Source organism: Streptomyces aureus, assembly GCF_000725495.1.
Lineage (GTDB): Bacteria > Actinomycetota > Actinomycetes > Streptomycetales > Streptomycetaceae > Streptomyces > Streptomyces aureus_B.
In genome coordinates this window covers 173703-185418 of the sequence record NZ_JNZD01000024.1, presented here as the reverse complement: position 1 = coordinate 185418, position 11716 = coordinate 173703, and the positions used below count along the sequence as shown (strand labels likewise).

The 11716-nt window shown below is 73.1% G+C and carries 11 protein-coding genes and 1 pseudogene; 7 read left to right on the top strand and 5 right to left on the bottom strand.

The features are described 5' to 3' along the window. From IO36_RS26750 to IO36_RS26745, 3 genes and pseudogenes are all read left to right on the top strand, one after another. A pseudogene (locus tag IO36_RS26750) lies at window positions 1-528 on the top strand (hypothetical protein); the annotation flags it as partial. A gap of 48 nt (window positions 529-576) precedes the next feature. Then, window positions 577-747, top strand: coding sequence for a hypothetical protein (locus IO36_RS47465; RefSeq protein WP_167347420.1), 171 nt, complete (start codon window positions 577-579; stop codon window positions 745-747). A gap of 357 nt (window positions 748-1104) precedes the next feature. Next, on the top strand, window positions 1105-2226 hold the full coding sequence (locus tag IO36_RS26745; RefSeq protein WP_051900966.1) for a helix-turn-helix transcriptional regulator: 1122 nt from the start codon (window positions 1105-1107) through the stop codon (window positions 2224-2226). Here the strand turns inward: IO36_RS26745 and IO36_RS26740 are convergent. From IO36_RS26740 to IO36_RS26730, 3 genes are read right to left on the bottom strand one after another with little or no spacing between them, the layout of a single operon-like run. Then, window positions 2201-3151: a 3-oxoacyl-ACP reductase gene (locus IO36_RS26740; RefSeq protein ID WP_037623512.1), complete on the bottom strand. Its 951-nt coding sequence runs from the start codon at window positions 3149-3151 to the stop codon at window positions 2201-2203. The two genes, IO36_RS26745 and IO36_RS26740, sit on opposite strands and share 26 nt — an antisense overlap. Before the next feature lie 49 nt (window positions 3152-3200). After that, the gene (locus IO36_RS26735) at window positions 3201-4277 is read right to left on the bottom strand and encodes a Zn-dependent alcohol dehydrogenase (RefSeq protein ID WP_037623511.1); all 1077 of its coding nucleotides are present in this window, start codon (window positions 4275-4277) and stop codon (window positions 3201-3203) included. 32 nt (window positions 4278-4309) lie between these two features. After that, complete coding sequence (locus IO36_RS26730) at window positions 4310-5167, bottom strand: MaoC/PaaZ C-terminal domain-containing protein (protein ID WP_037623510.1); 858 nt, start codon at window positions 5165-5167, stop codon at window positions 4310-4312. Window positions 5168-5553: 386 nt separating this feature from the next. Between IO36_RS26730 and IO36_RS26725 the strand changes: the two genes are divergently transcribed. From IO36_RS26725 to IO36_RS26715, 3 genes are read left to right on the top strand one after another with little or no spacing between them, the layout of a single operon-like run. Beyond that, entirely contained in the window at window positions 5554-6435 is an 882-nt protein-coding gene (locus IO36_RS26725) for an ABC transporter ATP-binding protein (RefSeq protein ID WP_037623509.1), read from the top strand. After that, complete coding sequence (locus tag IO36_RS26720; RefSeq protein ID WP_037623508.1) at window positions 6435-7154, top strand: ABC transporter permease; 720 nt, start codon at window positions 6435-6437, stop codon at window positions 7152-7154. Before IO36_RS26725 ends, IO36_RS26720 begins: the two co-directional genes overlap by 1 nt. 15 nt (window positions 7155-7169) lie before the next feature. Continuing rightward, complete coding sequence (locus IO36_RS26715; RefSeq protein ID WP_037623507.1) at window positions 7170-8420, top strand: sensor histidine kinase; 1251 nt, start codon at window positions 7170-7172, stop codon at window positions 8418-8420. A gap of 12 nt (window positions 8421-8432) precedes the next feature. Here the strand turns inward: IO36_RS26715 and IO36_RS26710 are convergent, their stop codons facing one another. Next, on the bottom strand, window positions 8433-9086 hold the full coding sequence (locus IO36_RS26710; protein WP_078943452.1) for a TetR/AcrR family transcriptional regulator: 654 nt from the start codon (window positions 9084-9086) through the stop codon (window positions 8433-8435). A gap of 140 nt (window positions 9087-9226) precedes the next feature. Between IO36_RS26710 and IO36_RS26705 the strand changes: the two genes are divergently transcribed. Next, the gene (locus IO36_RS26705) at window positions 9227-10033 is read left to right on the top strand and encodes an SDR family oxidoreductase (protein WP_209441268.1); all 807 of its coding nucleotides are present in this window, start codon (window positions 9227-9229) and stop codon (window positions 10031-10033) included. A gap of 73 nt (window positions 10034-10106) precedes the next feature. Here the strand turns inward: IO36_RS26705 and IO36_RS26700 are convergent, their stop codons facing one another. Continuing rightward, window positions 10107-11663 (bottom strand): alpha-L-arabinofuranosidase B, encoded by a 1557-nt coding sequence (locus IO36_RS26700; RefSeq protein WP_037623506.1) that lies wholly within the window; start codon window positions 11661-11663, stop codon window positions 10107-10109. Window positions 11664-11716: the final 53 nt, after the last annotated feature.

Genomic DNA, 11716 nt, shown 5'->3' with positions numbered 1-11716 from the left:
GGCCCCGCCCCCGCCCCGATCACAGCTCTCCCCGTAGCCCCCCTCCCGCCCGTCTCCGATCACGGCCCCCGGACCGCCGCCCCCCTTCCGGCCGTCGCGGACCCCGGACCCGGGCGCGCCGGCCCGCTGCCGGCCGTGAACTCCGGTGCCCGGCCCTCCGTACCGCTCCCGCAGAACCCGTGGGCCGACGCCAGGGCCACCGGACCCTGGACCAAGGTCGCCGACACGCCCCCGCCCGGCATGCGCCCCGGCGCCGGGCCGGCCGGCCCGACCCCGCCCGCCGACACCCGTTCGGACACCCCGTCCGACACTCCGTCCGGCGCCGGTTCCGAGGCCGCGGACGCCCACCCGGTGACGCCCGTCGGCGACTTCAGGGGACAGGTCGCGCTGATGCCGCTCGCCTCCGTGCCGCAGACCCCCGCGGAATCGGGCGATCCGTGTGTACTGGCCCACAAGGACGAGGAGAAAAGGGACGGCACGGGCGAAGAAACGTCACCCTCCGACTCCCGCGCGATGACCGCACGTTAGACTCCCCCGGCTGTAAAGAAGGATCTTGCATACGGGGTGAACACTTCAATGAACGACTCGAGCACCATGGAAGCGCCGGTCACGGACGTCCACGAGACGTCGGCGACCGGGGCCGAGGGCCACGGCAGACACCGCGGCCCGGTCTCCGGCCACGACGACGAGGCGACCCCTCAGGGCCGCCACCGCAAGCCGTCCGCCCAGCCCGCGACGGCGGCCTGACGGACCGACGCACAGGCCGGGCGGACCGCGCCCGGCAGCCGTGACCCGAACGCGGGGCACGGCAGGCACAGCAGGCACCACCCGCACCACCGCCCGAGGACGGCACCGTCGGCACACCCGTCGGCCCGACCGGCCCCGCGGCACGAGGCACGGCATACGGCCCCGCTCGCACCATGGCGAGCGGGGCCGTATCCGTGTGGGGCTCCCCCAAGTCCCACGCGCGCGGACGCCGTCCGACTCCCCCTTGTCCGGGCGTGGACCGGCCTCCACAATCGAGACCCACGGTACGGAGCAGGCATTCGCGGGACCATCCCAGATTCCTGGGACATGACGGACCGAGATTCCGGGGACACGCCGATGAACCCTTCCGAGACCACCGCACGCCTCGAACGCGGACTGCGGGGCGAGGCCAGCGCCCTGGCCGTGCTGGACCACACCGCCCGGGTCCTCCTGGACGCCGTGCCCGCGGACGTCTGGTGCGGTGTGGTCCTCGACCCCTCGACGCTCCTGGACACCGGCGGCCAGCACCGGTCCGGTTTCCCGGAGTCGAGCATGCGCCGCCTCTTCGAGATCGAGCACGTCGAGCAGGACGACGTCGACAACCTGCGCGCGCTGACCCGCCGCCCCGGCCGGACGAGTCTGCTGAGCCGTTCCACCCACGGCCGGCTCGGCGACAGCAAGTACTACCGCGAGATCCTCCATCCGCTGGGCCTCACCGACGAGTTGCGGCTCCTGCTGCGGGACGGCCGGCGCACCTGGGGACTGCTGGTGCTGTGCCGGGACGCGCACACCCGTCCGTTCTCCGCCGCCGACCTCGCGGTCGCCGAGGCGGCGGGCGTGCCCGCCTGCGCCGCGCTGCGCCGCTCGCTGCTGCTGTCCGGGGTGGACGCGGGCCCGCTGCCGGACGCGCCGGGCTGGGTCGTCCTCGGCAGCGACCTGACCGTGCGGTCGATGTCGCCGACGGCCCAGCACTGGATCGACCGGCTCCAGGAACGGCACGCGCCGGGCCGGGGCGCCGAGGGCCCGTATCTGCTGCGGGCGCTGGCCGTGCAGGCCCGTGGCGAATCGACCGGCGCCGGTGCGCACGTGCGGGCGCCCGCGGGGGACGGGCGGTGGATCTCGCTGCGGGCCTGGCCGGTCGACCAGGGGGGCGAGACCACGACGGTGGTCTCCGTCGGCCCGACCGATCCCGCCGAGCTGACGGCGCTGGTCCTCGACGTGTACGGGCTGTCGCCGCGCGCCGGGCAGATCGCCCAGTACGTGCTCCTCGGCCTGTCGACCAGCGAGATCGCCGGGCGGCTCGGGGTGTCCGGTTACACCGTGCAGGACCATCTCAAGCAGATCTTCGACAAGGTGGGGGTGCGCAGCCGCCGCGAGCTGGTGGCCGAACTGTTCTTGCGGCACTATCTGCCGCGGCTCGCGCACCCTCCCCTGTCCACCGACGGCCGGCTGCTCAGCGGGGAGGGTCCTCCCGCCTGAGCCCGAGCACCTCCGCCGCCGCGAACGTCTCGCCGGACGGGCGGTCCGCGTAGTACGGGGTGAGCAGTGCGTCGAGTTCGTCGTGGCTGAAGGTGTCCTGCTTGCTGTCGAACTTCGCGGCCACCCTGGGCCGTTCGACGACGGCGACCATGCCGCCGTGCACCACGAGCAGCTGGCCGTTGACGTGGGCGGCCGCGGGTGAGGCCAAGTAGCCGACGAGCGGGGCGACATGCTCGGGGGCGAGCGGGTCCAGGCCGTCCTCGGGCTGCCCGAATCCGGCGAAGACGTCCTCGGTCATGCGGGTGCGGGCGCGCGGGCAGATGACGTTGGCGGTGACCCCGTACCGGGCGAGCGCCAGGGCGGTGGAGGTGGTCAGGCCGACGATCCCGCCCTTGGCCGCCGCGTAGTTGGGCTGTCCGGCCGAGCCGGCGAGGAACGCCTCGGAGGAGGTGTTCACGATCCGTCCGTGGACGGGCCCGCCGGACGCCTTGGCGCGGGCCCGCCAGTGGACGGAGGCGAAGTGGGTGGTGTTGAAGTGGCCTTTGAGGTGGACCCTGATGACCGAGTCCCATTCGTCCTCGGTCATCGAGAAGACCATCCGGTCGCGCAGGATGCCCGCGTTGTTGACGAGGATGTCCAGCTGTCCGAACGTGGTGACGGCCGACTCGACGAGGGCGCGGGCCTGTTCGTGGTCGGAGACGTCCCCGGTGTGGGCGAGGGCCCGGCCGCCCGCCGCCCGGATCTCGGCGGCGACCTGTTCGGCCGGGCCGGCCGAGGCCTCGCCGGAGCCGTCGCGTCCGGGCTGTCCGTAGTCGTTGACGACGACGGCCGCGCCCAGCCGCCCCAGTTCCAGCGCCTCGGCCCGGCCGAGCCCGCGGCCCGCGCCGGTGACGATCGCGGTGAGCCCTTCGAGTGGCAGTGACATCACAGTCCTCAGCAGGTGTCGTGGTGGTCCGCGACGGCGGCCGGCGGGGTCAGATCTCTATGCAGGTGCGGAGCGCGGTGCCCGAACGCATCTGGTCGAGGGCCTCGTTGATCCCGGCCAGCGGGACCCGGTGGGTGATCAGGCCTTCGAGGTCGATGCGGCCGGCGCGCCACAGGGCGATCGTGCGCTCGTAGGAGCTGAGGACGTCCCCGCCGCCGTACATGGAGGGCAGGATGCGCTTCTCGTCGAAGAACAGCTCGAACATGTTGAGCTGGAGGAAGTCGTCCATGGCGCCGGCGCCGACGACGACGAGGGTGCCGCCGCGGCGGGTCTGGTCGTAGGCGGTACGGGCGGTGGCGGACCTGCCGACGACCTCGAAGACGTAGTCGAAGCCTTCGCCGGCGGTCACCGACTGCCTGGCGTCGGCGAGTTCGTCGGGCGAGACGGCCTTGGTGGCGCCGAAGGCGAGGGCGGCCTCCCGGCGCGAGGCGACCGGGTCGACGGCGACGATCTCGGCGGCGCCCTTGAGCCGGGCGCCCTGGATCGCGGAGATGCCGACGCCCCCGCAGCCGATGACGGCGACGGACGAACCGGCCTGTACGTCGGCGGTGTTGAGGGCGGCGCCAAGTCCGGTGGTGACGCCGCAGCCGATCAGGGCCGCTATGTCGAAGGGCACGTCGTCGGGGATGGGGACCGCGCAGCCGGCGGCGACGACGACCTCCTCGGCGAACGTCCCGGTGCCGGCGAAGCCGAAGACGTCACCGCCGGGGCGCTTGAAGTTGGGGGTGCCCGCGTTCATGAATCCGGCCAGGCACAGTTCGGTCTGGCCCCGCTTGCAGGAGGGGCAGGCGCCGCACGCGGGCAGCCAGCAGACGACGACCCGGTCGCCGGGCTTCACATGGGTGACGCCCTCGCCGACCTCGGTGACCTCCCCGGCGCCCTCGTGTCCGGGGACGAAGGGCGCGGGCTGGGGCAGCACGCCGTTCATGGCGGAGAGGTCCGAGTGGCACAGGCCGGTGGCCCGTACCCGGACGCGCACCTTGCCGGGCCCGAAGCCCACCGCCTCGACGTCGTCGAGGACCTCCAGCTTGTCCTGGCCTGTCTCGTGCAGTACGGCTGCGCGCATGGTGCGGCTCCCCTCAGGACGGTTCGTACGGGTCAGACGTGGTCGACGGCGGTGTCGGCGAGGACCGGGGCGTCGTCGCGCTCGACGGCGCCCACCGCCACGCGGACCGTGCCGTCGCCGCGCCACATCCGGATGCGCAGGGTCTCGCCGGGGAAGACGACTCCGGCGAAGCGGGTGGTGTAGGAGCGGACCCGGGTCACGTCGCCGCCGAGCAGGGTGTCGACGACGGCCTTGAGGGTCATCCCGTACGTGCACAGCCCGTGCAGGATCGGCCGGTCGAACCCGGCGAGCTTGGCGAACTCGGGGTCGGCGTGCAGCGGGTTCCAGTCCCCGGACAGCCGGTAGAGCAGGGCCTGGTCCTCGCGGACCGGGCGTTCCAGGGTCCTGTCGGGCGGGCCCGCGGGTGCTTCGAGGCGGGTGCCCGGCCCCCGGTCGCCGCCCCAGCCGCCTTCGCCGCGGACGAAGATCTGGGCGTCGTTCGTCCACAACGGGCCGTCGGCGTCGCCCACTTCGGTGCGCATGACGAGGATGGCGGCGGTGCCCTTGTCGTAGACCGCGGCGATGCGGCCGGTGGCGGTGGCCGTCCCCTCGGCGGGGATCGGGCGGTGCAGTCTGAGGCTCTGGCCGCCGTGCAGGACGCGGGCGAGGTCGACGTCGACGCCGGGCATGGACAGCCCCCCGATCACCCCGGGCGATCCGGCGCCGGCGACGGTGGCGAAGCTCGGCAGGACGTGCAGCCTGGATTCGAGGGTGTAGCGCAGTTCGTCGGGGTCGGTCGCGGGGACGCCGGCCCCGAGGCCCAGGTGGTAGAGCTGGACGTCCTTGTGGGTCCAGGCGATCTCGCCGGTCCGCGGGGGTGCCGCGAGGGCCTTGGCGGCGTCAATGGGCATGGGGCTCCTTGCTCGACTGCGCGAAAGACCTCGGCGCGGCCGTCCGCACCGTCGGCCGCACCGAGGTCGACACCGGGCCGCGGAAGGCACTCGTTCTAGAACGCGTTCCAGTACGGCGCCCCCTTGTATAGCCGAGCGCCCAGCACTTGTGAAGACTACTGACGCCATGTCAGATCCGGTCTTCGGGCGCCTTCTTCAGCGAGCCGCGTCGCACCCGAGGCCATGACATTTGTCCCGGCCGATCGCCGACAAGTGCCTCTGCCGGGGCACCGCCCCGGACCCCTAGCGTCGTAGTCATGACACAGACCACGGGGACGACGGCGGGAAAGCCGCAGGAAGCGCCCGCACCGCCGGCGGCGGAATCGGCGACGGGGACGGCACCGGCGGTGCGCTTCAGGGGCGCGGTCAAGACCTTCGGCGCGGTGCGCGCCGTGGCCGGTCTCGACCTGGAGGTGGGGTGCGGCGAGACGGTGGCGCTGCTGGGCCGCAACGGGGCCGGCAAGTCGACGGCGATCTCGCTGCTGCTCGGTCTGGACGAGCCGGACGAGGGCTCGGTGGAGCTGTTCGGCGCGACGCCCGGGGAGTCGGTGCGCGCGGGACGGGTCGGCGCGATGCTCCAGGACGCGCGGCCGGTGCCGCGGGTCACGGTCGGGGAGCTGGTCTCCTTCGTGGCCGGGCGCTATCCCTCGCCGTTGCCGGTGGCCGAGGCGCTGCGGCTCGCGGGGGTCGGGGAACTGGCCGGGCGGCGCGTGGACCGGCTGTCGGGCGGGCAGGCGCAGCGGGTGCGGTTCGCGGTGGCGCTCGCCGGGAACCCGGCGCTGATCGTGCTCGACGAGCCCACCGCGGCGCTCGACGTGGAGGCGCGGCACGCGTTCTGGGAGTCGATGCGGGCCTACGCGCGACGCGGTCACACGGTGCTGTTCTCCACGCACCATCTGGAGGAGGCCGACGCGCACGCCGACCGGATCGTCGTCGTCGACCGGGGGCGGATCGTGGCGAACGGGACCGGGGAGGAGCTGCGGCGGTCGGCGGGCGGCACCCTCGTCTCCTTCGAACCGGCGGGGATCGGTGCCGGGGAGCTGGCGCTGCTGCCGGGCGTGGTGTCCGTGGAGATGCGCGGGGAGCGGGCCCGGCTGCGCACGGAGGACTCCGACGCGACGGTGGTCGCGCTGGCCGAGCGGGGCGCGATCCGGGGCCTGGAGGTCGTCCCCGCGTCCCTGGACGACGCGTTCATGGCTCTCACCTCACAGAACCGGGAGACGGTGTGATGTTCGACTATCTGCGGCTGGAAGTGCGCCGGACGCTGCGTGACACCGGTTTCGTGATCGGCGGCGTCGCGATGCCGGTGATGATGTACCTGCTGTTCACCAACCTCGGCGGGGGCGACGACGGGGCGTGGAAGACCGCCTCGATGGTCGGCATGGCCGCCTACGGCGCGGTGGGCTCGGCGCTGAACACCGGCGGCGGGGTCGCCGAGGACAAGGTGACCGGCTGGCTGCGGCAGCTCCGGGTGACCCCGATGACCTCGCGCCAGGTGGTGCTCGGGCGGGCGCTGACCGGTTCGGTGACCGTGCTGCCCGCGATCGTCGCGGTGCTCGCGGCCGGCGGCCTGGTCAACGGCGTACGGCTGGACGCCTGGCAGTGGGCCGCCACGGCCGTGCTGCTGTGGCTCGGGTCGGTCCCCTTCACCCTGCTGGGGCTCGGCAACGGCTACCGCATGACCACGCAGACGACCGGTGTCGCGAACATGGTGTGCAATCTGGGGCTCGCGGTGGTCGGCGGCCTGTGGTTCCCGCTGGCCCTGTTCCCCGGCTGGCTGCGCTCGGTCTCCGCGTACACCCCCACGAACCGCTTCGCCGAGCTGGGCGTGTCGGTGACCGAGGGCCGGGCGCCCGGTCTCACCGCGGTGGCCGTGCTGGGGGCCTGGCTGCTGGCGTTCGGTTCGTACGCCGTGATCTCCTACCGTCGATCCGCACGCACCGTCTGAACGGGGGAAACGGACATGCCCTGGATGGAAGGCATCCGCTGCCAGGTCCGCGTGCTGCGGGCCGAACGCCGACGCTGGAAGGCCGACATGGAGCGGTTCAAGGCCGAGCAGCGGGCCGCGCGCCGGAGTGGTGGCGAGATGCCGGAGAACCCGGGGCCGCCGCCGACGGGCTTCGCGCTGCTGCCGTGGCTGCTGCTGGGAATGGGGGCCTTCTCCAATCTCTTCCAGGGCAGGACGCCGCAGCCCTGGATCGGCGGCCTGGGTCTGCTCGCCTTCAACTCGCTGTACATCTACGTCACGTTCCGCGCGTTCGTGAAGTCGAAGCGGGAGGCCCGCGCCACCCGGGTCGCGCTCGTCCTGATGGGCGTGATCACCTGCGGTCTGGCCCTCGGGTACGGGGGGAGCTGGCTGTACTTCTTCCCGCTGCTCGGGCTGGCCACCGGGGCGGTGGTGCGCGGGCCCTGGCTCGGGAAGATCGGGCTGGGCCTGACGGTCCTGGCCGCGGCGGTCTCGGCCTTCCGGGCCGGCTGGGACGCGGTGAACGTCGCCTACGGCACGTTCCTGTCCACGATGGTGACGGCCGCGATCCTCTCGCTCTCCGAGGCGGTGCGCGAACTGCGCGCGGCCCGCGAGGAGCTGGCGCGCCGGGCGGTGGAGAAGGAGCGAATGCGCTTCTCCCGCGACCTGCACGACCTGCTCGGGCACACGCTCTCGGTCATCGTGGTGAAGTCGGAGGCGGCCCGGCGGCTGGCGCCCCGTGACCTGGACGCGGCCCTCGTCCAGGTCACGGACATCGAGTCGGTGGGCCGGCAGGCGCTGACGGAGATCCGCGAGGCGGTCACCGGCTATCGCGAGGGAAGCCTCGCCACGGAGCTGGACCGGGCCCGTTCGGCGCTGTCCGCGGCGCGGGTGGAGCCGGTCGTCCGGCAGTCGGGGCCTCCCCTGGTCCCGCAGACGGAGGCCCTGCTGGGCTGGGTGCTGCGCGAGGCCGTCACCAACGTCGTGCGCCACAGCGACGCCTCGCGCTGCGAGATCACCGTCGACGGGACCGCCGGCCTCGTCCGGCTGACCGTCTCGGACAACGGCACCGGGACTTCCGCGGCCGAGCCCGAGCCGGGCATCGGCGGCACGGGGCTCAAGGGCCTCACGGAGCGCCTCGCGGCGGCCGGCGGCTCGCTGCGGGCGGGCCGGACACCGCACGGCGGCTTCGAGGTGCGGGCCGAACTCCCGGTGGAGGCGGCGGACTTGACGGAGGCGACACCCTGAACGGCCGCGCCCTCAGGGTGCGGCCGGGCCGAGCAGGGAGTCGGTGAGGCGTTCCGCGGCGGCCGCGTCGAGGGGGGCGTGGCCGAGCAGGAAGCGGTACCAGAACAGGCCGTAGACCTGGTCGACCAGGAGGTCGAGGTCCCGGTCGGCGGGGAGTTCGCCGCGCGCGCGGCCGCGGTCGAGGACCTCGCGCAGGAGGGCGCGCCGGGTGCCCGTGTAGGCGCGCAGCAACTCGGCGAGGTGCGGGTCGGTGGCCGCCTCGCGGACGAGGGTGCGCAGGGCCGGGGCCCAGGGTGCGCGCTGGGCGGCGGCGAAGGTGGCGGCGACGACCGTGCGCAGGTCCTCGCGCAGTGATCCGGTGTCGGGCGGCGGCACGTCCTGGCCGGCCCGGTCGGTGAGGGCGTCCAGGAGAACGGCCCCCTTCGAGGGCCACCAGCGGTAGAGGGTCTGCTTGCCCACGCCGGCCGCACGCGCGACGGCCTCCACGGTGATGGGGGCGCCCTTCGACTCCACGAGCAGCCGCAGCGCCGCGTCGAGGACGGCCTGCCGGGCGGCCTCGTTCCGCCGCCGCCCGGTGTGCGGCCGGGCGCCGCCGGTTCCCGCCGTCCCGGCACCGCCCCGCGACCCCGCGTCCGGGGCGGGGCCCTCGGCGTCCTTCGCTTCCATGGCTTGATCTTCTCCCATTCCGGCGCCCCGGTTCCGTACTCCCTTGACGAGACCGCCAGTCTCGATAAAACTTTAACGAGACCGACAGTCTCGTCAAGTGGCCCGGCAGGGTCACGACGCTCCGGAAGGGAAGCCCCGCCATGAGCACCACCCCGAGCACGTCGAACACCCCGAGCACGTCGAACACCCCCGGCACCGCGGCGAGCACGGCCGCGGACCTTCCCCTCGCCGGGCAGCGCGCGGTCGTGATGGGCGGCAGCTCCGGCATCGGCGAGGCCACGGCCGCCCTCTTCGCCGCGGACGGCGCCGAGGTGGTCGTCACCGGCCGCGACCGGGACAAGCTGGAGGCCGCGACCGCGCGGATCGGCGGCAAGACGACCGCGTACCGGCTCGACGGCACGGACCCGGCGCAGATCGACGCGTTCTTCGCGCAGTCGGGACCGGTGGACCATCTGGTCCTCGCGCTCAGCGGAGCCGCGGGCGCCGGCCCGTTCGCCGAGCTGGACCTCGCCGAGCTGGAGACCGGGTTCGCCGCGAAGTTCTGGCCGTACGTACGCATCCTTCGGGCCGCCCTGCCGCACCTGCGCGCCGACGGTTCCGTGACGCTGGTGACCGCGGCCTCGGCGCGGGCCGCGTTCCCCGGGACGGCGGGGCTCGCCGCGATCAACGGCGCCCTGGAGGCGATGGTCCCGCCGCTCGCGGTGGAACTGGCGCCGCTGCGGATCAACGCCGTCTCCCCCGGTGTCGTCGACACGCCCTGGTGGAACGCGCTGCCCGCGGAGCAGCGCGAGGCCGTCTTCCGCGGGTTCGCCGAGAGCAGCCCGGTGGGCCGGATCGGGCGGCCCGGCGACATCGCCCGCGCGCTCCACCTGCTGGCCACCAACGGCTTCGTGACCGGTGTCGTCCTGGACTGCACCGGTGGGACCACCCTGCCCACGGGCCGGTGACCGACACGGACCGGGCAGTCGCCGCACGACGACTGCCCGGCCACGCGGGAGCGACCGGGGCGTGCGACAGGCCCTAGGGCGCCCAGGGTGCCGTGACGGCCCAGCTCACGTCGTCCGTCCACGAGGTGGCGCTGTCGAAGGCGTTGGAGCCGCCGTTGCTCGCGATGTAGACGGTGTAGTTGTAGTGCCGCAGGTATCGCGTCGGGTAGTTGTACGACGCGAACGAGGTCCCCGTACCGCTCTTGCCGGCCTGGGCGCAGAACGTGGCGTCCTGCCGGAACTGCGTGGTGCCCGTCATGGGCTGGCGGTAGAGCTGGTAGTTGTAGTGCCGCAGGAAGTCGCCGGGGTAGTTGCGCGACTCGAAGGAGTAGCAGGAGCTGTCGGCGAGGCCCCTGCGGACGATCCAGGTGGCGTCGCCCTTGTCGAGCGCCGAACTCCCCGACGTGATCGCCGAGACGACCGCCGCGTTGTTCTGGTGGCGGATGTAGTCGGCCGTGCAGCACGAGGTGGTCGCGCGCAGCGAGATCTCAGAGCCGGCGGTCAGCGTGCCGGTGGTTCCGGTGGATCCGCCGTAGCCGACGGAGACGATGTTCGCCTGCACCAGGTTGTCGGCGGCGTCCGTCGGAATGCCCGAGGTCATGACGCCCTCGAAGAACGACCCGATGGAGCCGTTGCTGTTGTCACCGCCGGTGCCGAGGACGATCGCGCCCTCCTGGTGCATGGGCGAGTACCCGCCGGCGGTGGGCTCGCCCCCGGAATAGGTGGTCGTCAGACTGCCCGATTGGGCATTGCCGTATTTCAGCGCGAAATGGTCCTGACCGTTGTTCTTCAGCAAAGCGGTCACGAAGGGGATCGCGCCGGTTCCGGTGTTCGAGGTGTTCTTGCTGTATCCGGCGTCCGACTGGAACAGCCCGTTCTCCAGGTCGGCCTGCACCCACGGCCCCTGCCCGTAACAGGGCGAGAACCAGCACTCGGTGCCGAAGTTGATCGCGTCCATGTGGCCGTTGCCGGTGTCCAGGTTGTTGGTCTCGGCGTTGCCGTAGTCGAAGCAGCAGCTGCCGTTGACGTGGGTGCCGGAGGTCACCATGTACATCCCCTCGGCCGCCCCGTTCGTGGCCACCCCCGAGGTGGAGTTGTCGCGGTAGCCCATGCCGGCCGAGATCTCCAGGCCGTAGACCTGGTGGCCGCCGGCGGTCACCGGCAGCGCGTCCGCGGGAGCCCCGACATCGGCCGCGCCCGCCCCGCCCGCGCCCTCGATCGTGAGGTCGTTGTGGCGCGAGGACTGGTCGTAGATCTTGGTGACGATGCAGGTGGTACCGCCACAGAAGGAGTCCTGCGCCGCCGCGTTGGCGTACCCCCCGGCGGCCAGGAGGCCGATGTTCGCGGTGGCGTTGTCGGAGGCGCGCTGCACCTGGTAGAGCGAGCCGTTGTACGACGAGTAGAGCGCCCTGACGAGGCTGTGCGCGGCGACGCAGGGGGTGCCCGCGGTGGCGTAGATGTCGCAGGGGAGCGACCCCGCGGCGGTGGCCTGCGGCGCGCCGACGGCGAACGCGACGACGGCCGCCAGCACCGACAGCACGGCCAGGGCCGTGTTTCTGAGGCGCTGTAAGCGCACGAAGGATGACGACACGGTGCACCTCTTCCGTTCCTGGTAGGACAGTGCGGGTGTCCGGTTCGAAATAC